29 protein-coding genes are annotated in these 24,422 nt (G+C 72.3%); 12 read left to right on the top strand and 17 right to left on the bottom strand.

Features of this window, described 5'->3' with window-relative positions:
- The first annotated feature begins 11 nt into the window (after window positions 1-11).
- The 4 genes from ME121_RS25490 (at window position 12) to ME121_RS25475 (ending at window position 2,184) form a co-directional block, all read left to right on the top strand.
- Window positions 12-383 (top strand): response regulator transcription factor, encoded by a 372-nt coding sequence (locus tag ME121_RS25490; protein ID WP_059409845.1) that lies wholly within the window; start codon window positions 12-14, stop codon window positions 381-383.
- A gap of 171 nt (window positions 384-554) precedes the next feature.
- Complete coding sequence (locus tag ME121_RS25485; protein ID WP_059409844.1) at window positions 555-1,295, top strand: sensor histidine kinase; 741 nt, start codon at window positions 555-557, stop codon at window positions 1,293-1,295.
- A 246-nt stretch (window positions 1,296-1,541) separates the two neighbouring features.
- Window positions 1,542-1,835, top strand: coding sequence for a hypothetical protein (locus ME121_RS25480; protein ID WP_059409843.1), 294 nt, complete (start codon window positions 1,542-1,544; stop codon window positions 1,833-1,835).
- Between the two features lie 73 nt (window positions 1,836-1,908).
- Window positions 1,909-2,184, top strand: coding sequence for a hypothetical protein (locus ME121_RS25475; RefSeq protein WP_053621787.1), 276 nt, complete (start codon window positions 1,909-1,911; stop codon window positions 2,182-2,184).
- Between the two features lie 27 nt (window positions 2,185-2,211).
- On the opposite strand, the gene ME121_RS25470 is transcribed toward ME121_RS25475, so the two are convergent.
- The 3 genes from ME121_RS25470 to ME121_RS25460 all read right to left on the bottom strand — a co-directional run bounded on the left by ME121_RS25470 (window position 2,212) and on the right by ME121_RS25460 (window position 3,860).
- Window positions 2,212-2,394 carry a hypothetical protein gene (locus ME121_RS25470; RefSeq protein ID WP_245337850.1) on the bottom strand — a complete coding sequence of 61 codons (183 nt, stop codon included), beginning with the start codon at window positions 2,392-2,394 and terminating at the stop codon, window positions 2,212-2,214.
- Between the two features lie 95 nt (window positions 2,395-2,489).
- Window positions 2,490-3,338: a methyltransferase domain-containing protein gene (locus ME121_RS25465; RefSeq protein ID WP_059409842.1), complete on the bottom strand. Its 849-nt coding sequence runs from the start codon at window positions 3,336-3,338 to the stop codon at window positions 2,490-2,492.
- Window positions 3,339-3,521: 183 nt separating this feature from the next.
- Complete coding sequence (locus tag ME121_RS25460; protein WP_059409841.1) at window positions 3,522-3,860, bottom strand: hypothetical protein; 339 nt, start codon at window positions 3,858-3,860, stop codon at window positions 3,522-3,524.
- Window positions 3,861-3,923: 63 nt separating this feature from the next.
- On the opposite strand from ME121_RS25460, the gene ME121_RS25455 reads away from it, so the two are divergent.
- The gene (locus ME121_RS25455) at window positions 3,924-4,256 is read left to right on the top strand and encodes a hypothetical protein (RefSeq protein ID WP_059409840.1); all 333 of its coding nucleotides are present in this window, start codon (window positions 3,924-3,926) and stop codon (window positions 4,254-4,256) included.
- Here ME121_RS25455 and ME121_RS25450 read toward each other — a convergent pair.
- The 9 genes from ME121_RS25450 to ME121_RS25410 form a co-directional block, all read right to left on the bottom strand.
- Window positions 4,241-4,687 (bottom strand): hypothetical protein, encoded by a 447-nt coding sequence (locus tag ME121_RS25450; RefSeq protein ID WP_059409839.1) that lies wholly within the window; start codon window positions 4,685-4,687, stop codon window positions 4,241-4,243. The two genes, ME121_RS25455 and ME121_RS25450, sit on opposite strands and share 16 nt — an antisense overlap.
- Before the next feature lie 131 nt (window positions 4,688-4,818).
- Window positions 4,819-5,151 (bottom strand): hydroxyisourate hydrolase, encoded by a 333-nt coding sequence (locus ME121_RS25445; RefSeq protein WP_012318244.1) that lies wholly within the window; start codon window positions 5,149-5,151, stop codon window positions 4,819-4,821.
- Window positions 5,148-6,581 (bottom strand): amidase, encoded by a 1,434-nt coding sequence (locus ME121_RS25440; RefSeq protein ID WP_059409838.1) that lies wholly within the window; start codon window positions 6,579-6,581, stop codon window positions 5,148-5,150. The genes ME121_RS25445 and ME121_RS25440 overlap by 4 nt, the downstream gene beginning before the upstream one ends.
- Window positions 6,578-7,330, bottom strand: coding sequence for an aspartate/glutamate racemase family protein (locus ME121_RS25435; protein ID WP_059409837.1), 753 nt, complete (start codon window positions 7,328-7,330; stop codon window positions 6,578-6,580). Before ME121_RS25435 ends, ME121_RS25440 begins: the two co-directional genes overlap by 4 nt.
- An 18-nt stretch (window positions 7,331-7,348) precedes the next feature.
- Window positions 7,349-8,167 carry an ABC transporter permease gene (locus ME121_RS25430; protein ID WP_059409836.1) on the bottom strand — a complete coding sequence of 273 codons (819 nt, stop codon included), beginning with the start codon at window positions 8,165-8,167 and terminating at the stop codon, window positions 7,349-7,351.
- Between the two features lie 29 nt (window positions 8,168-8,196).
- Complete coding sequence (locus ME121_RS25425; protein ID WP_059409835.1) at window positions 8,197-9,102, bottom strand: ABC transporter permease; 906 nt, start codon at window positions 9,100-9,102, stop codon at window positions 8,197-8,199.
- A complete protein-coding gene (locus tag ME121_RS25420; RefSeq protein ID WP_029361475.1) occupies window positions 9,099-10,142 on the bottom strand; it encodes an ABC transporter substrate-binding protein in 1,044 nt (347 codons plus the stop codon). Before ME121_RS25420 ends, ME121_RS25425 begins: the two co-directional genes overlap by 4 nt.
- A gap of 52 nt (window positions 10,143-10,194) precedes the next feature.
- Window positions 10,195-11,289, bottom strand: a complete 1,095-nt coding sequence (locus ME121_RS25415) for an ABC transporter ATP-binding protein (RefSeq protein WP_024830659.1) — start codon at window positions 11,287-11,289, stop codon at window positions 10,195-10,197.
- Window positions 11,286-12,035, bottom strand: a complete 750-nt coding sequence (locus ME121_RS25410) for a maleate cis-trans isomerase family protein (protein WP_059409853.1) — start codon at window positions 12,033-12,035, stop codon at window positions 11,286-11,288. The genes ME121_RS25415 and ME121_RS25410 overlap by 4 nt, the downstream gene beginning before the upstream one ends.
- A gap of 176 nt (window positions 12,036-12,211) precedes the next feature.
- On the opposite strand from ME121_RS25410, the gene ME121_RS25405 reads away from it, so the two are divergent.
- Window positions 12,212-12,940, top strand: coding sequence for a GntR family transcriptional regulator (locus ME121_RS25405; RefSeq protein ID WP_059409834.1), 729 nt, complete (start codon window positions 12,212-12,214; stop codon window positions 12,938-12,940).
- A gap of 114 nt (window positions 12,941-13,054) precedes the next feature.
- Here ME121_RS25405 and ME121_RS25400 read toward each other — a convergent pair whose 3' ends face one another.
- From ME121_RS25400 to ME121_RS25385, 4 genes are all read right to left on the bottom strand, one after another.
- Window positions 13,055-13,303 (bottom strand): PilZ domain-containing protein, encoded by a 249-nt coding sequence (locus tag ME121_RS25400; protein ID WP_012318235.1) that lies wholly within the window; start codon window positions 13,301-13,303, stop codon window positions 13,055-13,057.
- A gap of 206 nt (window positions 13,304-13,509) precedes the next feature.
- Window positions 13,510-15,042 (bottom strand): sensor domain-containing diguanylate cyclase, encoded by a 1,533-nt coding sequence (locus ME121_RS25395; protein WP_059409833.1) that lies wholly within the window; start codon window positions 15,040-15,042, stop codon window positions 13,510-13,512.
- A 127-nt stretch (window positions 15,043-15,169) separates the two neighbouring features.
- Window positions 15,170-16,576: a HAMP domain-containing sensor histidine kinase gene (locus tag ME121_RS25390; protein ID WP_053621777.1), complete on the bottom strand. Its 1,407-nt coding sequence runs from the start codon at window positions 16,574-16,576 to the stop codon at window positions 15,170-15,172.
- Entirely contained in the window at window positions 16,569-17,246 is a 678-nt protein-coding gene (locus tag ME121_RS25385; RefSeq protein WP_024830664.1) for a response regulator transcription factor, read from the bottom strand. Before ME121_RS25385 ends, ME121_RS25390 begins: the two co-directional genes overlap by 8 nt.
- Window positions 17,247-17,548: 302 nt before the next feature.
- Here ME121_RS25385 and ME121_RS25380 point away from each other — a divergent pair, with 302 nt between their 5' ends.
- From ME121_RS25380 to ME121_RS25365, 4 genes are all read left to right on the top strand, one after another.
- Window positions 17,549-17,746, top strand: coding sequence for a polyhydroxyalkanoate synthesis regulator DNA-binding domain-containing protein (locus tag ME121_RS25380; protein WP_012318231.1), 198 nt, complete (start codon window positions 17,549-17,551; stop codon window positions 17,744-17,746).
- Window positions 17,747-17,822: 76 nt separating this feature from the next.
- A complete protein-coding gene (locus ME121_RS25375) occupies window positions 17,823-19,178 on the top strand; it encodes an efflux RND transporter periplasmic adaptor subunit (protein WP_059409832.1) in 1,356 nt (451 codons plus the stop codon).
- 11 nt (window positions 19,179-19,189) lie between these two features.
- On the top strand, window positions 19,190-22,363 hold the full coding sequence (locus ME121_RS25370; protein WP_059409831.1) for an efflux RND transporter permease subunit: 3,174 nt from the start codon (window positions 19,190-19,192) through the stop codon (window positions 22,361-22,363).
- 116 nt (window positions 22,364-22,479) lie between these two features.
- Window positions 22,480-22,707, top strand: coding sequence for a hypothetical protein (locus tag ME121_RS25365; protein WP_012318228.1), 228 nt, complete (start codon window positions 22,480-22,482; stop codon window positions 22,705-22,707).
- Between the two features lie 19 nt (window positions 22,708-22,726).
- On the opposite strand, the gene ME121_RS25360 is transcribed toward ME121_RS25365, so the two are convergent.
- The gene (locus ME121_RS25360; protein WP_053621774.1) at window positions 22,727-22,993 is read right to left on the bottom strand and encodes a hypothetical protein; all 267 of its coding nucleotides are present in this window, start codon (window positions 22,991-22,993) and stop codon (window positions 22,727-22,729) included.
- A 204-nt stretch (window positions 22,994-23,197) separates the two neighbouring features.
- On the opposite strand from ME121_RS25360, the gene ME121_RS25355 reads away from it, so the two are divergent.
- On the top strand, window positions 23,198-23,488 hold the full coding sequence (locus ME121_RS25355) for a hypothetical protein (RefSeq protein WP_053621773.1): 291 nt from the start codon (window positions 23,198-23,200) through the stop codon (window positions 23,486-23,488).
- Window positions 23,489-24,035: 547 nt separating this feature from the next.
- On the top strand, window positions 24,036-24,422 hold a 387-nt coding region (locus ME121_RS25350; protein WP_491892887.1), incomplete at its 3' end, for a transposase.

The following is a 24,422-nucleotide window of genomic DNA, read 5'->3' as shown; positions in this document are numbered from 1 at the left end:
GAGGGAGATTCGTGCCGGTCGGGAAGAAAGCGGTCGCGGTCGTGGACGACGACGAGGCGGTTCTGGACGCGACGTCCAGCTTCCTCGAAGCGTTGGGCTACGACGCGCGCGCCTTCAACTCGGGCGAGGCCTTCCTGGGCTCCATGGCCGGCAGCGACGTCTCGTGCCTGCTGACGGACGTGAACATGCCGGGGATCAGTGGCATCGAGTTGCAGGACCGCGTCCGGCAGCAGCGCCCTGCCCTGCCGGTCATCATGATGACCGCGCTGACCGACGACGCGCTCCGGCGTCGGGCCCTCGCCGGCGGCGCCCGCGATCTCCTGCGCAAGCCCCTCGTGGCCGACGAACTGATCCGCTGCCTGGAAGAGGCGATCGGGGCCTGAGGATCGGCCGCGTGAACGTCGGCCAGGCTGCGCGCGGCCGTCACGCGCCTGCGCGCCCGGACGATCCGATTAGGACATCAAACCTCCGTATGATTTCGGCGCGAACGGCCACGGTGCAAGGTCGCGCCATGGAAGGGGCGCGCCGCACGCGGGCCGGACGAGGAGGCGGGGATGGGACTGACGATGGCGAGCCGGAGCGGTGCGGGGTCGGACGAGGCCGTGCTCCGCGCGGAGACCGCCCGCAGCGCCATGGCCCGGCTCCTCGCCGTCGCCGGACACGATCTCAAGCAGCCGCTGCAGGTGGCCCTCATGGCCATCGACCGCGCGGTCTCGGACGGCGTCGGCCCCCGGGCCGCGGCCCGGCTCGGCCTTGCCAGCGACGCACTGGTGCGGCTGGGCCGCGAACTCGACGACTTGGCCCGCTCCTCCCAGACCGGCGCCTTGCCGCCCCGGCTCGGTCCCGTCGCCCTCGTCCCGCTCCTGGAGGCGGTGGCGGCCGAGTGGCAGCCCTACGCCGACGCGGTCGGAGTGCGGGTGCAGGTCTGCGCCACGGCGCTGACGGTCCAGAGCGAGGCCGCCATGCTGACGACCATCCTGCGCAACCTCGTCGGGAACGCCGTGAAGTATGCGGGCCCGGGCGGCCGCGTCGTCGTCGGATGCCGCCGCCGGCAGGGGCGGGTCACGATCGAGGTGCACGATGACGGTCCCGGCATCGCGCCCGAACGGCTGGCGGGCATCTTCGACGCCTTCGACCGCGCCGGGCGCCGGGACGGGGCCGGTCTCGGGCTCGGCCTGCACATCGTCCGGCAGACCGCCGCGGCGCTCGATCACCCGATCGCCGTGCGATCCCGGCGCAACCGGGGCTCCGTCTTCGGCGTGACCGCGCCCCGTCACTGTCCGGCATCCGCGTAGATTTCCCGGGTCGATCCCGACGGCGTTGCCGCCGCGGAGCAGGTCCGCCGTCCCGGCACTGGAGGCCGCGAAACGCCCGGACCGCGTGCGCAGCCCATCGAAATCCGCGGCGTCCACGGCCGCGCAGGCGTGCCGCGCCCGCACGGCTTGCTCGCCAGGGTTGCTTGTGGAACCGTGTCGGCCTGAGACCCCGAAGAGGCGACGGATGCTCCGCACCGTGCTTTCGCAGACGGAGCGCGACCTGACATGACGGCTGGTGATCCGCCCAACAAGATGGCCGAAGTCGCCGGACTGGCGGCCGCGATCGCCGACCACATCCTCGCGCAGCACGAGGCCGGGACCACGATCCCGCCGGACCAGTTCCGGATGCTGGTGAGCGCCGCCCGGATGCTCCTGGACAACGGCGTGCCGTGGCCGCCGTCGGTGACCTACCTCGTCATGGAAGTCGCCCGACGGGTCGAGGAGGCCGAGCCGCCGCCCAAGGGCGACGAGGTCGTGGCGCACCTGGAGCAGGCGCTCGACGCGGCGAAACCGACCTGAGACTCACCTGAGACCGACCGTCATGCGGCGGGCGCGCCGATTTCCTGCGGGATCGGCGCCCTATATGGGCCCTATGCCCACACTCGGTCTCAAGCTCCCGCTCCGGATCTGCGTCCTCGAGAACGCCGCCTGCGTCGAGGATGCCGGCGGCCGGCGCACCGGCTACGTCTACTGGGACGAGGGCCGTTCGGGAGGCGGTGACAGGCCCTTCACCCGCGCCGAGGCCATCGAGCAGGTCCGGATCATCGCGGGCGCCTGGGCCGGCGCCCTGGTCCACAGCGGCACCCTCGACACCGGCCCGGCGCCCGAGCCGGGTGCCGCCGCCGCCGAGCCGTCTCCGGAAGGCTGACCCGCCCCGCGCGGAGAGGGATCGCCGCTACAGGCCGGTGCCGCTCGAATACGAGACCGGCGCGCCCGGGCCCGAGCTCATCGCGGAGGCCGCGACGGTGGCGGCGATCCAGTCCCCGTCGCTGGTCCCGTGCACCCGGCACGCCCGCGCCATGGCCCGCACTTGGCGGCGCCAGAGCCAGAGGCGGAGGGTGTGGATGAGGTCGTACATGGTCGGCCCCGCGCTGCCGCTCCCGCCCATGTGGTGCGCGCGGGCGGACCGCTCAAGCCTGCGACGCCCGACCGGTCGAGTCCAGAAGCCCCGCCTCAAGCGGCGCGGTGCTTCATCACGAAGTGGAAGCCGAGTTCGGGGTTCTTGCTGAAATCGGCATCGTAGAACGCGTTCTCATTGCCGGAACCCCGGCAGAAATCCTTGAACTGAAACATGGTCATCGGGACGAATTCGAGCCCGTGCTGCCGGACGAGGTCGCGCCACCACGCCTCCGGCTTGACTGTAGGATGGTAGCTCACGCCGTTGGCGACATCATCGTAAGTTGCGGCGGAGCCGACGAAAAGACCGTCATCGGCCAAGTGAGATCTCACGTTTTCAAACAACTGTGGGAGTAACGATTCCTCGATATGCTCGAGGACTTCCCACATGGTGATCACGTCAAACTTGGCTTTCTTCCCGGTCCTCTGATCCACCAGAGAGAACGGTTTCGTGATGTCGCATGTCTTCAGGTATTCGGGAATGATGGACCATTCGGCTCGCTGTGCGCGAAGGGAGTAATCGCTCCCTTCGATGCCGAAGGCCGCGTTGCCCCTGATGAGGAAATCGAAAACAAGGCCGCCGCCCGCGCAGCCGAGATCCAGGGCGGTTACCTTGCGGCCGAAATGACTCTCGACGGAATGACAAAACCGCTGGTTGCGCGTGTTGTCATCCTTTGTTCCTCTCGGAACTGTGTGGTCATTGCTTTCATACGCAATGGGATGGTCTGTCAGGAGGCAAAGATTGTTCTTCGGCGCGAGCTGCACGACGGCGAGGCGCCTGACATCTTGCATCTGCGCGAGCTGCTGCGCGTGAGCCGCCATGATCTTGCTGTCGAGGGCGGCGTAGAGCTGGCGGCCCACGTCAAGGATCTGCTGGGTGATGAATTGCTTGTCTTGGTCGTCCATCACAAATCCCTGACGATCGATCTCGGTGTGACGCGGCGTGGCTGAACCCGAATTTATCCCAGATCCTGTATCAAATCTTTACGCGGCGGTCTGAATCCGGGGCGAGAAGCGGCGGCGCCCGCCCGACGGCGCGCTTCGTCCGGGACCTGTCGCCAGCCCGGTCGGGTGGGCCGACCGAAGGTCTCATGCCCCCGCCCCGGGCAGCCCGGTCCAGGCCTCGCGGACGAGCGCGAGGCGCCGCTCGGCCCGCGCCGCGTCGGCGTCCGCGACTTGGTGGAGGACGGCCTCCAGCGCCTCGGACCCGCCGAGCGCCGCGGCCGCCTCGCCCTGGCGGCGCATCGCGGAGCGGTGCGCCCGCATCGCCGGTCCCGCCTTCGGCCCGGCCTCGATCGCCTCCAGGGTGGCGATCAGGGCGGCCGCGAACGGGGCGACGTCGCGCCAGGACGCCGCGGGCGCCGATTCGGGCGGGCGGGCCTGCTCCGGCGGCGGCGCGGAGAAGCTGGTGGTGAGCGGGCGCTTCATGACGAACCTCCACGGGCGCGGTATAGGGGGCCATCGGCCGGCGCGGAGCTGTACGAGGAGCGCATGGCCGAAAGGCGGAAGGCCACCGGATCCGGCGAGGATAGCCTATCGCGCCACATCCTCCCCAATGCCGGCACGATGGTCGGCGTCTGCACTACGCTGATCGGCCTCGTGAAGATCGCCGAGGGCTGGATCGGGCCGAGCCACGTCGACGAGGCCGCCGCCCTGACGGCGATCCTGTTCCTGGTCAGCGCGATCGCGTCGTACCTGTCGATCCGCCTGGGCAACGGCGGCGACCTCCCGGTCAGCCTGGAGCGCTGCGCCGACATCTGCTTCGTCATCGGGCTGATCGGCCTGACGCTGATCGCGGTCCTGTTCGCCTATGAGACGATCTGACGGCGCGCCGCGCGGCGCCGGTCGGGCAGGGCTTCGCTATCGGTCAGCGCCGCCGCGAGGACCGCGAACAGGCCGAGATGCAGGCCGAGCGCCGCCAGCCCGGGATCGCGCAGGGACCACAGGCCGGCCGCCCCGAGCGCCATCAGCGGCGGTCCGGCCACGTAGACGAGGGTGCGCCACCCGGCGGGCCGGCCGAGGCGCCAGAAGCAGCCGGCCAGCGCCGCAAGGGCGAAGCCGCCCTTGAGCAGCGCCATGAACCGGATCACCCGCACCAGATCGGGGTCGACGGGAGCGGCGGGGGGGCGCCCAGCCGCGACCCAGGCCAGCGGAAGCGCAAGGATCGTCAGCGCGGCCAGCAGCAGGCGCGCCGCCGGGGTGCCGCGATTCCCGCGGCCGGCCGCGGCCGGGATCGTCATCGCCTGAACCCGCATCGGCTTCCTCCTGCGCGTGCCGCGAAGGGGCCGAGTCTAGGCCCTCCGGAGGCTCCGGTCACCGCGCGGGGGAGGGCGGCGGCCGGACCGCGCCGTCGCAGGGCGGGCCGGTCCCAAGGGCGGCCCGCGGCTCAGCAGCCGCGGAACAGCGCCACGCCGAAGGCGGTGAACTTCAGCGGCAGGTGGCAGTGGCGGTCGGGGTCGTCGAGCCGGAAGCGGATCGCGGCCTCCTCCAGGAACCCCTCCCCCGCGGCCCCGACGAAGTCCCCGATGACGAACACGACCTCGTAGAGCCCGGCCTCGAGCCGCGTCCGCACGACCGGATGGTCGAGGGTCCCGTCCGCCCCGAGGCGGCCCTCGGCGATCACCCGCCGCCGTCCTCCGGCCGTAAGGACGCGCACGCGCATCCCCTCGGCCGGCCGGCCCGTGGCGGCGTCGACGGCGTGGAGGGACAGGCCGGTCACGGGGCCTTGCCCTCCCAGACCATCCGCCAGGGATGGGCCGCCTCGTAGGCCGCCGCCATCGCCACCAGGGTCTCGTCGCCGCCCCAGGGCGCCACGAGCTGGAACCCGATCGGCAGCCCGGCGCTCGACGGTCGGCAAGGAATCGAGATCGCCGGACAGCCCGCAGCGTTGACGAAGCCCGTGAAGGTCGCCGAGCCGCGGGGGCCCACCGGCACCCCGGCGATGCGCGGCGGATGGGTGTCCTCCGCCCGCCAGGGCAGCGCCGCCGCGGCGGGCGTCATCAGCAGGTCGTGGCCGGCGAACAGGGCGGCGAGGTCCCGGCGCAGCGCCAGCGCCATCCGCTGCACGTCGAACAGGTCGGCCGCCGAGAGGGCCGCCCCGGCCTCCGCCAGGGCGCGGATGTCCGGGCCCAGGTCGTCGCGGCGGCCGGGATGCGCGCGCATCAGCCACGCGATGCCCGCTTGGCCGAGGACCGGCCACGCCTCCGTGATGGCCGTCGCCGCGTCGAAGCGGCCGGTCTCGACCCGGTGGCCGAGGCCGGCGAGGCGCCCGGCCGCCTCGGCGACGCTGTCGGCGATCTCGGGATCGACCGGGGCCGTCCCGAAGGCCGGGACGTGGAGGATCCGCATCGGGCGCTCCGGCACGGCTTCGCGCCCGAACGGGCCGAAGCCGTGCGGCGCGACGGAATCCGGGTCGGCCGCCCCGAGGACCCGCATCGCCGCCGCGAGATCCTCGACGGTGCGCGCCATCGGCCCGACCACTTCGAGGTCGAGCATGATCGGCGGCAGCCCGCCTTTCCGCGGCACCCGGCCGGCGGTGGGTTTCAGGCCGACGAGGCCGGTATGGGAGGCGGGGCGGCGGATCGAGCCGCCCGCGTCGGTCCCGAGCGCCAGGGGGCCGATCCCGGAGGCCACGGCCGCGACGGCGCCGCCGCTGGAGCCCCCGGGCGTCAGCGCCGGATCCCACGGGTTCCGGGTGACCCCGTGGACCGGGTTGCCGGTGTAGCCCTGGACGGTCAGCTCCGGGACGTTGGTCTTGCCCAGGATCACCGCCCCGGCCGCGCGCAGCCGCGCCACCGGCGTCTCGTCCCGGTCGACCGCGCGCGCGGTCCCCTCCCCCGCGTAGAGCCGGCTGCCCCAGCCGGTCGCGAACCCGGCGACGTTCAGGCTGTCCTTGACGGTCAGCGGCACGCCGTCGAGGAGCCCGAGCGGGCGTCCCGCCCGCCAGCGCGCCGCGCTCGCGGCGGCGGCGCGCTCCGCGCCCTCGGGATCGACGGCGACGAGGGCGTTGAGCGTGGGGTTCACGGCCTCGGCCCGCTCCAGGCAGGCGCGGGCGGCCGTGACCGGGCTCGCCGTCCCGGCGGCGTAGCGGCGGCCCAGGGCCGCGGCCGAGAGGGTCCAGAGCGGGCCCGCCGCGTCGATCCGGGTCATGACTCCTCCTCGCGATGCGCGATCCAGCGGGCGAGCGGCCCGGTCAGACCCGTAGCGGGCTTCGCGGGCGGCCGGGCGAAGCGGCCGGCCCGGGGTGGCCGCGTCCCGAGCCGCACCAGGGCCTGCGCCTGACCCAGGGCGGCCGCGAGCGGATCGACGAGCGGCACCGGCACCGCGTCCCGCAGGGTCGCGGCGAGGCCGGCGAGCGGCGCCCCGGCCAGGATCACGACGTCGGCCCCCTCCCCGACCGCCCGCTCAGCCAGGGCCAGGATCTCGGGCCGCAACTCGTCCTGCACATCGGTCACCGCCGCGAACGGCCGGCGCACCGCGTGGAGGCCGGCGCAGCGGGCCGACAGGCCGGCCAGGGCCACCGCGTCCTCGTACCAGGGCAGCAGGGCGGGCGCGAAGGTGACGATCGCGAACCGCGCCCCGAGCTGGCAGGCGGTCAGCATCGCGGCCTCGGCCATGCCGACCACCGGCAGGTCGAACAGCTCCCGCGCGGCGACGAGCCCGGGATCGCCGTAGGCCGCGATCACCGCGGCGTCGTGGCCGGAATGGTGCGCCGCCAGCGTCTCCAGCACCGCCGCCCCGGCGAGCTGCGCCTCGGCCCGGCTGGCGATGTAGGGAAGGCCCGTCGCCGCGGTGAGCGCGGTGATGTGCGCGTCGGGGGCGAGCGCCGCCGCGGCGGCCCGGGCCATGCGCGCGGTCATCGCCGCCGAGGTGTTGGGGTTGAGGAGCAGGATCCGCATGCGAGGGCTCCGGGCACTTCAGCCGGCCATCCGGCGGGACAGGCCGGCGGCCCGCTCCATCACGGCGGCGAGCACCACGGTCGCGAGGATCAGCAGGCTGGAGGCCGCCGCCACCGTGACGTCGAGGCGGCCCTCCAGGTCCTGCCACATGCGGATCGGCAGCATGTCGGTGGCGGCGTCGCGCAGGAACAGCGAGACCGGGACGTTGTCGAAGCTCGCCATGAAGGCGATGAAGCCCCCGGCCAGGATCCCGGGCCGGATCAGCGGCAGGGTCACCCGGCGGAACGTGTAGAGGCGCGAAGCGCCGAGGGAGGTCGAGCTCTCGAGGAGCACCGGGTCCATCTGCGACAGGGCCGCCACGGTGGTGCGGACCACGTAGGGCACGCAGACCACGGTGTGGCCGAGGACGAGGGTCAGCGGCGAGACCGGGATCCCCGCGAGGCTGAACAGCATCAGCGCCGCGAGCCCGAAGGCCAGGGCCGGCAGGACCAGCGGCGACAGGAACAGGCTGTCGAGGAACCGCGCGGAGAGCCGCCGCGACCGGGCGATGGCGAGCGCCGCGGCGGTGCCCAGAACCACCGACAGCAGGGTCGTCCAGCCCGCCACCACGAGGCTGTTCCAGGCGGCGGCCTGCAGCTGCTCGGCCTCCGCGAGCGCCGCGTACCAGCGCAGGGCGTAGCCGGGCGGCGGGAAGCGCAGGGAGAAGCCGCTGGTGAACGACACCACCACGACGATCACGGTCGGCGCCGCCAGCAGGACGAGGCAGAGCCCGGCGAGCAGCAGCACGGCGCCGTGGAAGCTGAACCAGTCGAGATCGCGCCGCAGGCTCGTCCGCATGGTGACCTCCCGGTGACCTCCAGGTGACCTCAGGCCTGCGCGTAGCCGCGCGACAGGCGGCCCGCGAGGTTGAGGAGCGTGACGCAGGCGAGCACCGCCACGAGGAAGACGATCGCGATCGCCGCCGCGAACGGCCAGTTGTTGAGCGATGAGGCCTGCTGGTACAGGTACATGGGCATGAACAGCATCTGCCCGCCGCCGATCAGCGACTGGGTGATGAAGGCGGTGATCGCCGCCGCGAAGGTCAGCAGGCAGCCCGCCACGATGCCGGGCAGGCAGAGCGGCAGGGTCACCCGCACGAAGGTGCGCCACGCCCCCGCCCCGAGCGCCGCCGAGGCGTCGGCGAGGTTGGGGTCGATCCGCGACAGGGCGGTGACCAGGGGCAGGACCATCAGCGGCAGCTGCACCTGCGCCAGCGCCAGGACGAGGCCGCCCTCGGTGTAGAGCAGCTTCAGCGGCGCGTCGGTGAGGCCGAGGCCGAGGAGCGCGGCGTTGACGATGCCCTGGCGCCCCAGGATCACGATCCACGCGAAGGTCCGCACCACCACGCTCGTGAGCAGCGGCAGCAGCACGATCAGGGTCAGCAGGCCGCGCAGCCGGCCGGGCGCCCAGGTCAGGAGCAGCGCCAGCGGCAGGCCGAGCAGGAGGGTCAGCGCCGTGACCTCGGCGCCGAGCCACAGGGTCGCGCCGAGCACCCGCAGGGAGAACGGGTCGAGCAGGAACCGGGCGTACTGGTCGAGGCCGAACCGGGTCATGGCCGGATCGGCGTAGAAGCTCACGAGCAGCAGCAGCGCCAGCGGCGCCAGGAAGAAGACGAGGAAGAACGCCCCGAGCGGCAGCGCGAGGCGGATGTCGTAGGCCGCCGTCCAGGCGCGGCCCGGGCGGAGGGGCGCGGCGACCGGGCTCGCCGCCGCGATGGCCGGCCCGGCCGTCACACCCGGATCTCGCGGTTGAAGCGCTCGATCCAGGCCGGCCGGCCGCGGTTGATCGCGGCCCAGTCCTGGAACACCGACTTGCGCTTCAGCTCCTCGGCGTCCTTCGCCAGGACCTTGGCGACCTCGCCCTCCATCGCGACCTTCCGGTTGGTCGGCACGATCAGGTAGGGGCTCTGCATCAGCTTGGCCTGCACCTCCGGCGACAGGGCGGCCTCGATCAGCTTGAAGGCCAGCTCCTTCACCGGGGTGTTCTTGACGATGTGGATCGTCGTCTTGAAGGCGATGATGCCCTCCTTGGGCGCGGCGAACTCCACCGGCACGCCCCGGGCCTTCAGGATCTGGATCGCGTTGAAGTTGCCCGGCCCGATGTCGACCTGCTCCTGCTGGTAGAGGGCCGCCAGGGCGCCCGGGTTGGCCGCGACGGCGGCGAGGTTCGGCTTGAGCGCCTCCAGCGCCTTGAAGCCCGGCTCGACGTCGGTCTCCGAGCCGCCGTGCATCCGGGCGATCTCCACGAGGAAGCCGGTGCCGAGCGTCGAGTTCAGGTTGGTGATGCCGACCCGGCCCCTGTACTCGGGCTTCCACAGGTCGGCCCAGGAGGTCGGCGGCGTCTTCACCTTCTCGGGATTGTAGGTCAGGCCGACGATCTGGAAGAACGGCGCCGGGCCCATCGGCTCCTGCGCGTCGGCGATCAGGTCGCCGTAATGGGCGGACTGGGCCGTTGGGTAGGGCTCGACGAGGTCCTGGGCGATGGCCGTGAGGGCGGGGCCCGGATCGTGCAGCATCACGTCGATCGGCGGGTTGGCGCGGGCGGCCTGGACCTTGGCGATCTGGTCGACCGAGAGCATCGGATCGAGGATGACGTCGCCGCCCGAGCTCTTGCGGAAGGCCGGCACCAGCACGGCCCGGTGCGCCTCCTCCCAGCTCCCCGTGAAGGTCGCGAAGACGAGCTTGCGCGCCTGCGCGTGGGACAGGCCCGGGAAGGCCTGGGCGGCGCCGAGAGTCAGGGCGCCGGCGAGGAGGCTGCGGCGGTGCAGGGTCATGGTCGGCTCTCCTGGCTCGGTGTCGACTGGCGCGGCTGCGGCGGGCGCGGCCTCAGTGGCGGGGATCGGGGAAGACGCTGACCCGCTCGGGGGCGGTCGGGCGCAGGCGCACGCGGGTGCCGGGCGGCCGGGGCCGGGCGCCCGCCGCGCGCGGCTCGGCGGTCTTCAGGCGGGCGCCGCCGTCGAGGCGGATCTCGTGGACCAGGGTGGCGCCGAGCGGCAGGCCGACCTCGACCGCGCCGTCGAGCCCCTCCCCATCCCCGGACCCCGCTCTCTCTTCCGCGAAGGCGACGTGCTCGGGTCGCAGGCAGGCGGCGACCCGGGTCCCGTCCGGCAAGGACGTGGCGGCGGGGAGCAGGCCGCCCGCCTCCAGGGCCACCACGCGGGCGCCGCCCGGCTCCGTCGCGAGCCGCCCGTGCAGGACGTTGGCCGTGCCCACGAAGGTGTTGACGAACAGCGTCTCGGGCCGGTCGTAGACGTCGGTCGGGGGGGCGAACTGCTCCAGCCGGCCGGCGTTGAGCACGGCGACCCGGTCGGCCATCGACAGGGCCTCTTCCTGGTCGTGCGTGACGATCAGCGTGGTGGTGCCGGCGCTGCGCTGGATGCGCTTGATCTCGATCTGCATGTCGAGGCGCAGGTTCTTGTCGAGGGCCGCGAAGGGCTCGTCGAGGAGCAGGATCGACGGGCGCACGGCGAGCGCCCGGGCCAGCGCAACCCGCTGCTGCTGGCCGCCCGACATCTCCCGCGGGTAGCGCCCGGCGAGGTGCTCCAGCCGCACCAGCGCCAGCATCTCGGCGACCCGCGCCCTCTGCTCGGCCCGACCGACGCCCCGCGCCGCGAGGCCGTAGGCGACGTTGTCGGCGACGCTCATGTGGGGGAACAGGGCGTAGTTCTGGAACACGATGCCGACGGTGCGCCGGTTCGGCGGCAGGTGGTCGACCGCCTGACCGCCGATGATGACGCGCCCCTCCGTGGGCTTCAGGAAGCCCGCCACCGCCCGCAGCAGGGTGGTCTTGCCGCAGCCCGAGGGCCCGAGCAGGGCGACGAGTTCCCCGCCCCTGATGTCGAGGGTCACGGTGTCGACGGCGAGGGCCGAGCCGTAGCGCTGCGTGATCCCGTCGAGGATCAGGGTGGTCCCGGCGCTCACGGACGGCCCTCCCCGCCCGCCGCGAAGGCGCGGCCGTGCGCGGCGAGGTGCGCGGTCGGGCAGCCGGCGAGGTCCAGGCCCTTCCACAGGGTCACGGCCACCGAATCGACCACCGGCACGCCGAGTTCGGCCTCCAGGGCCGGGGCGAGCGCGGCGCCCGCGAGGTTCGTGCACACGATCGCCACCGCGTCGACGCCCTCGGACGCCACCGCGCGGACCATGCCGGCGATGGCCTCCGGACCGGTTTCCGCGAAGGCGAAGTTCTCCGACAGGCCGAGATGGCGCTCGGCGCCGCAATCGAGACCGGCCGCGCCCCAGTTGGCCTGGATCCGGCGCTGCACGTCGCCGGTATAGGGCGTGACGAGGCCGATCCGCCGGAAGCCCCGGGCGCGGAACAGGTCGCGGAAGGCGAGCGCGGCGGTGGAGGCCGGGCATCCGGTCCGGTCGGTGATCGCGGCGCTCAGGCGCTCGTCCGCGTCGAAGCCGAGCCACGCGCCGGAGGTGCCGTTCCACAGGATCGCGGCGACCCGGGCATCGGCGAGTAGGTCGGCCGCCGCCAGGATCGGCTCGGGGTCGAACTGGTCCAGGGCCGCCGGCGACAGGCCGATCTCCGTCACGCGGAAGCGGGCGAAATGGGCGCTCACGCCCGCGTGCCCGGCCAGCAGATGGGCGGTGGCCGGCTCGAGGACGCTGTTCGACGAGGGCGTCAGCATGCCCAGACGCGTCGTGCGGTTCGGTCGTTCCATCGCATCCATCCCCGATGCACCGAGCATCCGACAGGCCTGGACGGGCGACAAGATATTTTCTGCATGCTGCATGCAATTTGCGCAACTGCATGATATGTCAGCGCAACAGGCTGAAAAATGGAACACCGATCGGGTGGCCGGACGCGCTAGGCTGGCGCGGTGGAACGGGAGGATCGATGGACGTGGTGGCACGCCGCCGGGGCCGGCCCCGCAAGGCCCTGGTCGTCCCGGCCGCGCAGGTGCCGCGGACCGCGCTGCACGCGCAGGCGGCGGCCCGGCTCAAGGACATGATCGTGCGCGGCGCGCTGCCGGCCGGCGCGACCCTGGTGGAGACGGACCTCTCCGCGGCGCTCGGGATCTCCCGGACCCCGCTGCGGGAGGCCCTCAAGCTCCTGGCGGCGGAGGGACTGGTCGAGCTGCACCAGAACCGCAGCGCGCGCGTCCCGGACTGGACGCCGGAGGAGATCCTCGAACTGTTCGAGGCGCTCGCCGGGATCGAGCGGCTGACCGCCGAACTCGCGGCGCCGCGGATCTCCGAAGACCTGATGGACCTGCTGCGCGGCAAGCAGGCGCAGCTCGACCGGATGCACCGGGACCAAGTGCTCGACGCCTATTTCGCCCTGAACCAGGAGATCCACCGGACGATCGTCACGGCCGCCCGAAACCGCCCGCTGGCAGAGGCCCACGCGGCGCTCCAGGCCCGGGCCCAGTGGGCCCGCCTGCGCGCGCTCTCCAGCGGCAGCCGCTGGGAGGAATCGGCGCGCGAGCACCGGGACCTGTTCGAGGCCCTCGCCGCGCGGGACGCCGCCGAGGCCGGATCCGTCGCCCATCGCCACGTCCTGCGGACCGGCGTGGTGATCGCCGAGACGCTCCAGGCGCGGCGCGCGGACCCCGCGGCCCGGTAACGAAGCGTTAACCCTGTCGCCGCATCGGTGGGTCACCAGCCGGACGCTGGCCTTCCACGCCCATCCGATCCGCCCCTCAACACGGGTGGGCGTGGAAGCCTCGGCCGCCGCCCGTCAGGCGTCGCCGAACGCGACCCCGAGCTCGGTCTCCTGGCGCCACGTGACGCGTGCCGGCCGCCGCTGGCCGTCGGCCCCGTAGGCCAGCACGAACGCGTCGGGCACGCCGATCACGCTGACGACCCTGAGGCGGGCGCCCCCGTCCGACATGTTGCGGATCGTGCAGTCGATCACGCCGCCTCCGGCGAGTTCGATATGGCCCTCGAGCAGGGTCCGTCTGCGGGGCGCGGCGCGTCTGTCGTCCATCCTCGTTACCCTATGGTTGCGGGCCGGACCCCACCGGATCCGCGCGCGCTCCGCAGGTCCGCGGCACGGAGGGTCGCCACCCGCCCGCCTCGTCCCGACGCGACGACGTCGGGCCCTCTCCGGGCCGGCCGCCATCCCGCCCAGGAGACCACGAAGTTCGTGTCGATTCCGTCAAAGCGCTCCGCGAAAGCGCGCCGGCGCGCGGGTCAGGACGTCCGCACCAGTTGAAGGGTTCCCCGCGGGGGCGGCGGCGCGACGCTGCGGGTCTGATTGCGGCCGCCGTTCTTGGCCTCGTACAGGGCGCCGTCCGCCAGCCGGTACGGGTCCGGCATGGGCGCGCTCCGGTCGCTGCCCGGTCGCACGGAGGCGAGCCCGATGCTGACCGTCACGGTCCCCGCCCCGAGTCCGGCCGACTCGACGGTCAGCTTCGCCACCTCGGCATGGACCGTGTCGGCGACCCGCAGGGCGCCGGCCTCGTCCGTCTCGGGCAGGAGCAGGGTGAACTCCTCGCCGCCGATGCGGCTGACGAGATCCTGGGGGCGGTGCACGCTCGCCGCGAGGCAGCGCGCCAAGCCCTGCAGGATCGCGTCGCCCACCGGGTGACCGTAGCGGTCGTTGAAGCGCTTGAAATGGTCCGCGTCGACGATGAGCAGCGACAGGGGCTGACCGTCGCGCCGGGCCGCGTCCAGGTTTCGCCGGAGGGCGTCCTCGAAGCAGCGGCGGTTCGGCAGGCCGGTCAGGGCGTCGGTGCGCGACAGTGCGGCCATCTCGGCCCTCAGCGCCTCGCGGCGGCGCAGCTCCCGCCCGAACAGGAGCGACAGCGCGATCGTGAGGCCGCACAGGGCCAGCACGATGCCGCCGATGATGGCCGCCTTCGCGGCCCAGTCCGCCTCCACGTCCTTCGTGGACAGGGCGACGTTCAGGATCAGCGGCAAGGTCCCGATCCGCGTGAACGTGTAGCTCCGCTCGACGCCGTCGCGCACGGAGGCGCTGACGAAGCTGCCCCGCCCGTCCCGCAGGAACCGCCTGAAGGTCGGCGCCTGCGCGATGTTCGCCCCGAGATCGGCCTCCACGTAGGGATAGCGCATGATGCGGGTGCCGTCGGTCAGGTACAGGTTGATGGCCCCGCCCGGCCCGAGGTCGATCTCGCTGAACAGGTGCATGAAGTAGGACAGCTTCACGGTGCCGAGAACCACGCCGCCGAAGCTGCCGTCGGGCTTGTCGATGCGGCGGCTGAACGGCAGCATCCGCTCGCCGTTCAGCCGCGACACGATCGGGCGCCCGACGTAGAGGCCGAGCCCGGCGCTCGCTTGGTGGACCTGGAAGTACTCGCGATCCGCGTAGTTGCCCTTGCGGGGCGGGACGGCCGCGATGTCGGCGACGACGTCGCCCCGCTCGTCCAGGATCAGCATCACGCCCATGTCGCGGGCGGTCGCGGCGCGATCGAACAGGATGAGCTGACGCAGGCGCGGATCGGCCTCGGTCAGGCCCGGCACCTTCAGGTTGTCGACGGCAGCGCGGATCGAGAGATCGTACATCTCGATGTTGCGCGCGATGTCGCGTTCGAGAACCTGCAGGAGGTTCCAGGATGTCTGGTCCGCGCTGGCCCAGGCGTCGCGCCGCAGGTCGGCCAGCATCAGGCCGGACGTCACGACCATGCCCAGCGGGGCCAGGATGCCGAGGGCGATCCAGGTGCGCGCCGAGCGGAACCACGGGGCGACGCGTCGCCAGACGTTCATCGGCCCTCCGCGGACTGCGCTTCGTCGCCGCGCTCTGGCATGGAGAGCCTTAACCGCGGCTTTCGCGGTTTTCCGGCCGAGGCCGATGGGTGCGAATCGCGGTGGACGGCGGCAATCCGCGCCGCGGTCATCGCGCCGCCGCCCCCGCGGGATCGGCGCCGGCCGGCGGGAAGCGCAGCGTGACCAGACAGCCGCCGCCCGCCGCCTCGGCGATGGTCACGGGGGCCCCGTGGAGGTCGGCGATCGCCGCCACGAGGCTCAGGCCGAGGCCGTGGCCGGCGGTCCGGCGCGCCGCCTCCGCGCGGTAGAAGCGGCGGAACACCTGGCTGCGCTCCCCCGGCGGCAGCCCCGGGCCGGTATCGGCGACGGTCGCGACGATCGCGGTCTCGGTGCGCTGCAATCCGACCGCGACGCGGCCGCCGGGCGGCGTGAACTTCAGGGCATTGTCGAGGAGGTTCGAGAAGGCCTCGAAGCACAGGTCGCGGTCGCCGTGGACGGGATGCGGCCCCGGCGGCACCGCGAGCGCGAGGTCGATGTCCTTCTCCTCGGCGAGCGGCGCGTGGAACTCGACCGCCACGGCCGCCACCTCGCCGAGATCGACTCGCGCGAACGCGCCGCGGCGCCGGCCGTCCTCCATCTCGCCGATCCGCAGGACGGCGGTGACCATGGCGAGCGTCTGGTCGATCCACACGAGCCCCTGGTCGATGGCCTCGTGAAATTCCGCGACGGTTCGGGCCTGGGACCGGGTGCGCTCGAGCCGGGCGCGCAGGCGGGTGAGCGGCGTGCGCAGGTCGTGGGCGACCGCGTCGCCGACGCTGCGGACCTCGCCCATGAGGTGCTCGATCTCGTCGAGCATCCGGTTCACGGTCCGGGTCAGCCGGTCGAACTCATCGTCCCGCGGTCCGACCGGCAGGCGCTTGCCGAGATCGCCGCGCATCACCTCGGCCACGGCGGCCTCGGTGGCGGCGAGGCGGCGGCGGGCGCGGCTCGTGAGCAGCAGGCCGCCCAGCAGGGAGAGCGCCAGCGTCGGGACGAGCCCGAGGCCGAGGGCGCGCAGGGTCGTGGCCCGCACCCGGTCGATCTCGTCGGTGTCGTGTGCGATCACCACGGTGCTGCCGTCCGGCAGCTTGAGCGCGGCCGCCCAGATCTCGTCCTGGAGCCGGCGCCCGGCGAGGTCGACCGTCGCGCTCACCCGGTACGCGTCGCCGTCGCGCGCCAAGCGGTCCGGGATCGCCCCGAGATTGCCGACCCGGCGCGTCCCGTCCGGGGCGAACAAGCCGCCGTAATGGGTGGCGTGGACATCCATGGCGATCCACGTGTCGACCCGGTTCGCCGCGGCGGCGGGGTCGGCCGCGGCCGACCGCACCTCCAGCCGGAGCGTCTCGGCGAGTTCCTCGCGCAGGTAGTCGGCCGTCTGCCAGTAGACGAAGGCGAACATCGCCAGGGCGAGCAGGGCCGACCACAGGGCGATGCCGAGCGCCCACCGAAGCGCGGTGGAGCGCAGCAGGTCGGCCGGGCGGGGCAGGTCAAGCATCGGGCGACAGCGTGAACCCGGTGCCGCGCACGCTGTGGATCAGGGGCGGCTCGCCGGCCGCCTCCAGCTTCCGGCGCAGGCGCCCGACATGGACGTCGATCAGGTTGGACTTGGGCGTGAAGCGGTAGTTCCAGACCTCCTCGAACAGCATCGCCCGGGTCACGATCTGGCCGGGGCGGCGCATCAGATATTCGAGGAGCTTGAGCTCGCGCGGCAGCAGCTCCAGGTCGCGGGCGCCGCGCCGGCCCGTGCCGGCGATCAGGTCGATCGCGAGGCTGCCCACGTGCAGGACGGTCTCGCGGCTGTCGACCGGGCGCCGCAGCAGCGCCTCGATGCGCGCCGCCAGTTCGCCGAGCGCGAAGGGCTTGGCGAGGTAGTCGTCGCCGCCGGCCCGCAGGCCGCGGATCCGCTCGTCGACGTCGCCCAGCGCGCTCAGGACCAGGGCCGGGGTCCGGTCCCCGTCGCGGCGCAGATCCTGGAGCACGCCCAGGCCGTCCTGCCCGGGCAGCATCCGGTCGAGGATGATCGCGCCCCAGCCGCCGTCCCGGGCCGCCCGGGCCCCGTCCGGTCCGGTCGCGGCCCAGACGACGTCGTGGCCGCGCCCGCGCAGGTCGTCGCGCACGTCCGCGGCCGTCTCCGAATCGTCCTCGATCAGCAGCAGCTTCGCCACGCGCGGCCCCCGCTTCGGTGCGTGCTTCGCCCCGATGCCCCGCCCCGATGCCCCGACGCGGGTCACCGACGCGCTTCCCTTGTGCCGGACTTCGCCGCGCAAATCGCCCCGGGCGGGCCACCATGAACCCGAATTTAATGGCACCGCATCGGCTTGGCCCCCTTTATTGGAATGACTCTATCCCGTACCGGCGCCCCCCTCGGCCGCCGGACGGCGCGCCTGCCGGATACCCCCGATGCCGACCCGGTCCCGCCGCCCCTGCCCGCCTCGCGGCCGCATGCCCCTCGCGCGGATGGCGGCGCATGCCTAGGAAGCGGCGCCCCCGGCGCCTGATCAACCGCTACGCCGGAAGCCGCCTCTACGATGTCGAGACCGGGACCTACGTCACCCTCGACCGGCTCAAGGAGATGCGCGGCGCGGGCTACGAGGTCGTGGTCCGCGAGGTCGAGACCGGCCGCTTCGTGACCGAGGACGTGCTCCGGCCGGGCCTCGACGCGTGAGCGGGCGCGGCACGAGTGCGCGCGCGCGGCGGCCCGGGGGAGCCGCCGGCGGCAGGAAATCCCGGCGGTCGTGCCCATGGCGCTGACCACCGAGACGGATGCCGGCGACCGTGACGTCGACTGCCGCGACGCCGGGCGCGCCGACGCGGGCGCAGCGTCCAGGCGGGAGCCGGACGCGGCCGGCGCCACGGAGGCCCGCGACGTCGGCCGCCGCGGCGGCGCGCGGGTCTGGCTGGCCCTCGTCCTCGTCGTCCTCGCGGCGGCGGGCTGGGTCTATCGGGACGCGCTCCGCGAGCGGCTCGGCGTGGCACCCGCGGCGCCGCCCGTGACCGGCGCGGCCGACGCCGCGCCGGCAGATCCCGACCGCGTCACCCTGGACGCGGCGGGACAGAAACGGATCGGCCTCGCCTTCGGGACGGCCGAGACCCGCCGGATCGTGCTGCCTTTGCGCGTCCCCGGCACCGTCGCCTTCGACGAGCGGCGGGTGACCCATCTCAAGCCGCGCACGCAAGGACGGGTGCTGAGCCTCGCGGTCCAGCCCGGCGACCGGGTCCAGGCGGGCGAGACTCTCGCGACCCTCGACGCCGCCGGCCTCCTCGACGCGCGCAACGGCTTTCTCGCCGCGCAGGCCTCCCTCGGCGAGGCGCAGGCCTCCGAGGCGGTAGCCGCGCTGCAGCTCAAGCGCGGGCAGGAGCAGCTCAAGTTCGGCGGCGTCGCGCAGGCCGAGGTGGAGCGGCGGCAGGTCGACCTCGCCAAGGCCCAGGCGGCGGTGAAATCGGCCCAGGCCAACGCCGAGATGTACCGGGCGCAGTACCAGCGCCTCGCCCCGACCGAGGGGGCAGCCCCGGGCACCAGCGCCGTCGTGACCCCGATACAGGGCGTCGTGACCAGCGTCGGCGTGACCCTGGGCGAGGTCGTCGACACCACCCGCGACGCCGTCACGGTCGCCGACCCGACCCGCATCCTCGTCCTGGCCAATCTCTACGGACCCGATCTCGGGCGGGTGAAGGCCGGCGACACCGCCTCCGTGGAGAGTCCGATCCCGGGCCAGGCTCCCCTCGACGGCCGCGTCCGCTCGGTGAACGCCGCCCTGGATCCGAGCACCAGCACGGCGCCCGCCCGGATCGAGCTCGACAACCCCGGCGATCTGCTGCGCGCCAACATGTTCGTCTCCGTGACGATCGCGGCGGATCTCGGCCGCGACGGGATCACCGTCCCGGCGGCCGCGGTGCAGCAGACCGAGCAGGGGCCGATCGCCTTCGTGCGCGTGGCCGAGGACCGGTTCGAGCGGCGCGCCCTCAAACTCGGGATCCAGCGCTCCGACTGGGTCGAGGTGCAGAGCGGCGTCGCGGCCGGAGAGAGCGTGGCGACGCAGGGCAGCTTCGGGCTCAAGGCGATCCTGCTGCGCAGCCTGCTCGGCTCGACGGATTGATGAGGCCCCCGATGCGGTCGTGGTTCGCCCTCCTGGTCCGTCGCCGGTTCCTGGTCCTGATGATCGCGCTCACCGCCGCGGCGGGGGGTGTGGCCAACCTCGAAGGCCTGTCGATCGACGCGGTGCCGGATATCTCGCCCAAGCAGGTGATGATCCTGACCCTGTCACCGGGGCTCGGCGCGCTGGAGGTCGAGCGGCTCGTCACCTTCCCGGTGGAGAACGCCATGGCGGGGGCGCCGGGCCTGACCGGGATCCGCTCGACCTCGCGGGCCGGGGTCTCGGCGGTCTACGTCACCTTCGCGGACGGGATGTCGATCACCGAGGCGCGCAGTCAGGTGTTCCAGCGCCTGCCGGCGGCCAAGGGCATGATGCCGGCAGGCATCGGCGACCCGCAGATGGGCCCGATGGCGACCGGCCTCGGCGAGATCTACCAGTTCGAGCTGCGCGGGCCCGCCTACACGCCGATGCAGCTCCGCCGCACCCTGCAATGGACGATCGCGCCGAAGCTGAAGCTCACCCCCGGCATCGCCGACGTCAACATCTACGGCGGCCAGATGCCGACCTACGAGGTCCGGGTCTCGGCCGACGCGCTCCGCCGCTACGGCGTCGGCCTCGCCCAGGTCTTCACGGCGCTCGCCGACAACAACGCCGCCCGCGGGGGCGCCTATATCGAGCACAACGACCAGCAGGAGACGATCCGCGGCCTCGGCCTCGCCAAGGGGCCGGAGGACATCGCCGACATCGTGGTCGCCACCGGCCCGGGCGGCGTGCCGGTGACGCTCGGGACGCTGGGACAGGTGGTGGAGGCGCCGAAGGTCCGGCTCGGGGCCGTGACGCACGACGCGCAGGGCGAGACGGTCGTGGGCATCGCGCTGATGCAGCTCGGGGAGAATGCCAGCGCGGTGGTCGGGCAGGTCAAGAAGACGATCGACGACCTGCGCCCACAATTGCCGCCGGGCATGGAGATCGTGCCCTACTACGACCGCAGCGCGCTCGTGGACCGCACGATCCGCACCGTCGAGCACAACCTCCTCGAGGGCGCGGTGCTCGTCATCGTCGTCCTGCTGCTGCTGCTGGGCAACCTCCGCGCCGGGCTGATCGTGGCGGCCGCGATCCCGCTCGCGATGCTGATGGCCTTCGCCGGCATGCGGCTGCTCGGCCTGTCGGGCAACCTGATGAGCCTCGGCGCCATCGATTTCGGCCTGATCGTCGACGGCGCGGTGGTGATGGTCGAGAACGTCCTGCGCGCCCGCGGCGAGCGCCCGGACCGCCCGCCCGCGGACCTGATCCGCGACGCCGCCGCCGAGGTGGCCAAGCCCGTGATGTTCGCGGTGGCGATCATCATCCTGGTCTACGTGCCGATCCTCGCGCTGGAGGGCGTGGCCGGCAAGATGTTCGTGCCGATGGCGCTGACCGTGATCCTGGCCCTGTCGGGCTCGCTCATCGTCACCATGACGCTGATGCCGGCGCTCGCCGCGATCTTCCTCTCGGGCCGGGGTGTCGGCGAGCGCGAGACGCGCCTCGTCCGCTGGGTGCGGGCCGCCTACACGCCGATGCTGAAGGCCGCCGAGCGGCACGCCTCCGTGACGGTGCTGGCGACGCTCGCCCTCTTCGCGGGCTCCTGCGTGCTGGCGACCCGGCTCGGCGGCGAGTTCCTGCCGAAGCTCTCGGAGGGCTCGATCGTCGTCACCTCCGAGAAGTTGCCGGGCATCGATCTCTCGGCCTCGCTCGCCACGGTGACCCGCATCGAGCGGGTGCTGAAATCGTTTCCGGAGGTGAAGCGCGTCGTCTCGCTCACTGGCAGCGCCGAGATCCCGACCGACCCGATGGGCGTCGAATCGACCGACAGCTTCATCACTCTCACCGATCCGGCCACGTGGAAGACCGCCGAGACGCAGGAGGGCCTCGTGGCGGCGTTCGACAGGCGCCTCAAGGAGGAGGTGCCGGGGGTCGCCTACGCCTTCTCGCAGCCGATCCAGATGCGCATGGACGACCTGCTGGAGGGCGTGCGCGGCGACGTGGCGATCAGCCTCTACGGCGACGACCTGAAGGTCCTCAAGGATACGGCCGACGCCATCGTTCGCGCGGTCTCCGGGGTCGATGGGGCGGCGGACGTGAAGGCCGAGGCGCAGGCCGGCATGCCGGCGCTCACGATCCAGGTCGACCGCGCCAGGGCGGCCCGCTACGGCATCAACGTGTCGGACGTGCTCGACATGGTCGAAAGCATCGGCGGCCGCACCAGCGGCGTGGTCTACGGCGACGACAACTCGATCACCGAGATCGTGGTCCGGCTCGATCCGGCCGACCGCAGCGACATCGAGCGGATCCGCGCCCTGCCGGTCGGCCGGTCCGGCACCGGCGATCCGGGCCGGGAATCGGGCAGCCGCTTGATGGTGCCGCTGTCGATGGTCGCCGGCGTGGACGTCGCCTCCGGCCCGGCGCAGATCAGCCGCGAGCGCCTGCAGCGGCGGATCTCCGTGCAGGCGAATGTCCGTGGCCGCGACGTTCAGAGCTTCGTGGACGCCGCCAAGGCCGCGGTCGACCAGCAGGTCAAGCTGCCGCCGCGCTACGCGTTGGTCTGGAGCGGGCAGTTCCAGAACCTGCATGAGGCGACCGCCCGGCTGACCGTGGTGGTGCCCGCGGCGCTCGCGGCGATCCTGGTCCTGCTGGTGGTGATGTTCGGCGACATCCGCCTCGCCGGGCTGATCTTCCTCAACGTGCCGGTGGCAGCCACCGGCGGCATCCTGGCCCTCACCCTGCGCGACATGCCGTTCTCGATCTCGGGGGCGATCGGCTTCATCGCGACCTTCGGCATCGCGATCCTGAACGGCGTCGTGCTGACGAGCTACATCCGGGACCTGGAGGCGTCCGGCCTCGGACCCCGGGAGGCGGCGACGCGGGCGGCCGAGATGCGGCTGCGCCCGGTGATGATGACGGCCCTGGTGGCGGCGCTGGGCTTCCTGCCGATGGCGCTGTCCACCAGCGCGGGCGCCGAGGTGCAGCGGCCGCTCGCCACCGTGGTGATCGGCGGACTGATATCGGCGACCCTGCTCACCCTCGTGGTGCTGCCGGCAATCTACCCCGCGGTCGCCGGTCTGCGCCTGCCCTTCGCCCGACCCACGCCACCCGCCGGGCGACGGCCCGGCGGCGGCGAGGCGCACCGGCGCGCGGTGGCCGATCCGTGACCGCGATCGGAACGCGACAACGTATCCGCAATCGGTATGTGGATACGCAATTCTGTGCTGATGCCCGGACGATCCGCAGAGGCCTATGCTGACCCGACACGGAGCGGGAGTCCGGCATGTTGGACGGCGACGCCTTTGCCCACGAGATCGCGGCGCTCCTGATCGCCGACATCAAGACCTCCGGCGCGCGCACGCGCGGCGAGCTCGAGGAGGCCTGCCGGATCTCCCTCGAGAGCCTGCTCGGCGACGCCGCGGTGCCGCCGCAGATCGCCGTGCTGATGCCGATCGGCCTGGAGCGGTGGCCGCGGGTGGTCGTGAAGGGGCGGCCCCTGCCGGACGTGTAGGCCGGCGCGGCCTGCCCGCTCAGCGGCCGATGACGCCGGTGCCCCCGGTCGGGCCGATGGCGTTCGGCCCGGTATTCGGTGCGGGCGTCGCGGCCTGGTTCCGCTGGATGTCCATCCGCAGCGTGTTGCCCTGGGTCGTCTGCTCCTGGCGCAGGGCGCGCATCTGGCCGCTGGTCTCCATGGATCGGTTGGCGGCGTTGGGATTGTTCTGCTGCACCTGGGCCAGGGCGGGCGTCGCGGCGAGACCGAGGCTCGCGGCAGTGAGCGTGACGATGAGGCGGCGCATGGAAGGGCTCTCGCGCTGAGGGATCCTGCCGTGTTGACCCGCACGGAACCCGCCAAGTTCCATCCCGCTCGCGGGCGAGCAGCGTCTGCCGACCTCGGGAAGGTTAGTCGTTCCCTTTCAGCTGCGCGCCATCTTCACGCCTTGTTAACGCATCGGCGCAAGGCTCGCCGTGGCGTCGAGCGTGGGACGTTGGAGAGGGGCGTGATGCGGGCCTTGTCGGCGGAGGATGAACAGGCTGTCGATCGGCTGACGCTCCAGCTCCTTCACGACGCCTATTGCGACCTCGCGGCGGTCCTGCGCGGCGCCCAGCCCCAGGCGGCTGCGGCGATCCTCGGCGTCATGGAGCAGCGCGTGACCGACGTCCTGACCCGGATCTGCCGGCAGAACTCGGAAGGGGCGGCCTCGATGGAGATCGCCGTCGCTGTCGGCGAGCGGATCGGCGAGATCATGGATCAGGCGCACGGGCGGGACGTGGCCGGCACGCGGGCCGCCTGATTTAAAAGATTGCGGACGCCTGCGTTATCAGCAGGTTTAACGCCCGTGCATAGTCTAATATTTGCGGTTCCATTGAACTTATGGATCGCGCGATGGCCAATTTGTGGGCCGGCGCGGGTCAATGATAAAGGTTAGAAAATTTGCACGTTTGCCTGAGGCCCTGTCGAATTTCTTATTCATAGGTTCGGTCGGCTGAGATTTCTAGTCGCGAGAAAACTTCTAATTAGGGGTGTGTGGTTCGAAAGCATGACGTGTCGCTTCGCAAGCATGTCCAGGCATATTTATAACGTACCTAATCATTGGGATTTGAAGTTTCGACGGATGTATAAATCGGGCTCTAATGTTTTGTGGCACGTCCAGTTGGGTGCAACATTTTACCTCTCAAGGTATTAAGCGTTCCGTTGATGAGGTCATTTTTAATAGAGCTTCAATGATTCGCCGATGCGAAAATTCGCTAAGAGCCCGTCCGGTAAGGGTCTGAGGCGGGGTTGAGTGGCCGGGATGGCGATGATTCCAGGAGGGTGCTGAAGCCTGACCTGGAAGCGCCATGTGGACCCCGACCACCCGGCGGCAGCTGAGAAGCGTGGGCCTTCGCTATGAAACCGACCTTACCGACGCCGAGTGGGCGGTGATCGAGCCACTGATGCCGAGGCCAGCGCCCTGTGGCCGGCCTCCGCTCTGGACGACACGGGAGGTCCTGAACGCCATCTTCTACGTTCTGAGGGGTGGGATCTCCTGGCGGTTGATACCCAAGGATCTACCGCCGCGCTCGACCACGTTCGGCTACTTCAGCCGCTGGCGCGACACAGGGCTGTTTGGCCGGATCAACCACCACCTGGTCATGGCCGATCGCGAGCGTGTCGGACGGGAAGCCTCACCATCTGCCGCGATCCTCGACAGCCAAAGCATCAAGACGACGGAGAGCGGCGGCCCG

It is taken from the genome of Methylobacterium sp. ME121 (assembly GCF_000974725.1).
In the GTDB taxonomy this organism is placed as follows: domain Bacteria; phylum Pseudomonadota; class Alphaproteobacteria; order Rhizobiales; family Beijerinckiaceae; genus Methylobacterium; species Methylobacterium radiotolerans.
This window is presented reverse-complemented; position numbering and strand designations above follow the sequence as displayed.

What these genes read in the sequence shown, in the direction of transcription:
- ME121_RS25420 (WP_029361475.1), bottom strand. Translation starts at nt 10,142, where the DNA reads ATGACCCTGCACCGCCGCAGCCTCCTCGCCGGCGCCCTGACTCTCGGC.
- ME121_RS25380 (WP_012318231.1), top strand. Translation starts at nt 17,549, where the DNA reads ATGCCTAGGAAGCGGCGCCCCCGGCGCCTGATCAACCGCTACGCCGGA.
- ME121_RS25375 (WP_059409832.1), top strand. Translation starts at nt 17,823, where the DNA reads ATGGCGCTGACCACCGAGACGGATGCCGGCGACCGTGACGTCGACTGC.
- ME121_RS25355 (WP_053621773.1), top strand. Translation starts at nt 23,198, where the DNA reads ATGCGGGCCTTGTCGGCGGAGGATGAACAGGCTGTCGATCGGCTGACG.
- ME121_RS25485 (WP_059409844.1), top strand. Translation starts at nt 555, where the DNA reads ATGGGACTGACGATGGCGAGCCGGAGCGGTGCGGGGTCGGACGAGGCC.
- ME121_RS25455 (WP_059409840.1), top strand. Translation starts at nt 3,924, where the DNA reads ATGGCCGAAAGGCGGAAGGCCACCGGATCCGGCGAGGATAGCCTATCG.
- ME121_RS25470 (WP_245337850.1), bottom strand. Translation starts at nt 2,394, where the DNA reads ATGTACGACCTCATCCACACCCTCCGCCTCTGGCTCTGGCGCCGCCAA.
- ME121_RS25435 (WP_059409837.1), bottom strand. Translation starts at nt 7,330, where the DNA reads ATGCGGATCCTGCTCCTCAACCCCAACACCTCGGCGGCGATGACCGCG.
- ME121_RS25400 (WP_012318235.1), bottom strand. Translation starts at nt 13,303, where the DNA reads ATGGACGACAGACGCGCCGCGCCCCGCAGACGGACCCTGCTCGAGGGC.
- ME121_RS25475 (WP_053621787.1), top strand. Translation starts at nt 1,909, where the DNA reads ATGCCCACACTCGGTCTCAAGCTCCCGCTCCGGATCTGCGTCCTCGAG.
- ME121_RS25405 (WP_059409834.1), top strand. Translation starts at nt 12,212, where the DNA reads ATGGACGTGGTGGCACGCCGCCGGGGCCGGCCCCGCAAGGCCCTGGTC.
- ME121_RS25460 (WP_059409841.1), bottom strand. Translation starts at nt 3,860, where the DNA reads ATGAAGCGCCCGCTCACCACCAGCTTCTCCGCGCCGCCGCCGGAGCAG.
- ME121_RS25370 (WP_059409831.1), top strand. Translation starts at nt 19,190, where the DNA reads ATGCGGTCGTGGTTCGCCCTCCTGGTCCGTCGCCGGTTCCTGGTCCTG.
- ME121_RS25365 (WP_012318228.1), top strand. Translation starts at nt 22,480, where the DNA reads ATGTTGGACGGCGACGCCTTTGCCCACGAGATCGCGGCGCTCCTGATC.
- ME121_RS25410 (WP_059409853.1), bottom strand. Translation starts at nt 12,035, where the DNA reads ATGGAACGACCGAACCGCACGACGCGTCTGGGCATGCTGACGCCCTCG.
- ME121_RS25390 (WP_053621777.1), bottom strand. Translation starts at nt 16,576, where the DNA reads ATGCTTGACCTGCCCCGCCCGGCCGACCTGCTGCGCTCCACCGCGCTT.
- ME121_RS25395 (WP_059409833.1), bottom strand. Translation starts at nt 15,042, where the DNA reads ATGAACGTCTGGCGACGCGTCGCCCCGTGGTTCCGCTCGGCGCGCACC.
- ME121_RS25450 (WP_059409839.1), bottom strand. Translation starts at nt 4,687, where the DNA reads ATGCGGGTTCAGGCGATGACGATCCCGGCCGCGGCCGGCCGCGGGAAT.
- ME121_RS25465 (WP_059409842.1), bottom strand. Translation starts at nt 3,338, where the DNA reads ATGGACGACCAAGACAAGCAATTCATCACCCAGCAGATCCTTGACGTG.
- ME121_RS25440 (WP_059409838.1), bottom strand. Translation starts at nt 6,581, where the DNA reads ATGACCCGGATCGACGCGGCGGGCCCGCTCTGGACCCTCTCGGCCGCG.
- ME121_RS25360 (WP_053621774.1), bottom strand. Translation starts at nt 22,993, where the DNA reads ATGCGCCGCCTCATCGTCACGCTCACTGCCGCGAGCCTCGGTCTCGCC.
- ME121_RS25480 (WP_059409843.1), top strand. Translation starts at nt 1,542, where the DNA reads ATGACGGCTGGTGATCCGCCCAACAAGATGGCCGAAGTCGCCGGACTG.
- ME121_RS25430 (WP_059409836.1), bottom strand. Translation starts at nt 8,167, where the DNA reads ATGCGGACGAGCCTGCGGCGCGATCTCGACTGGTTCAGCTTCCACGGC.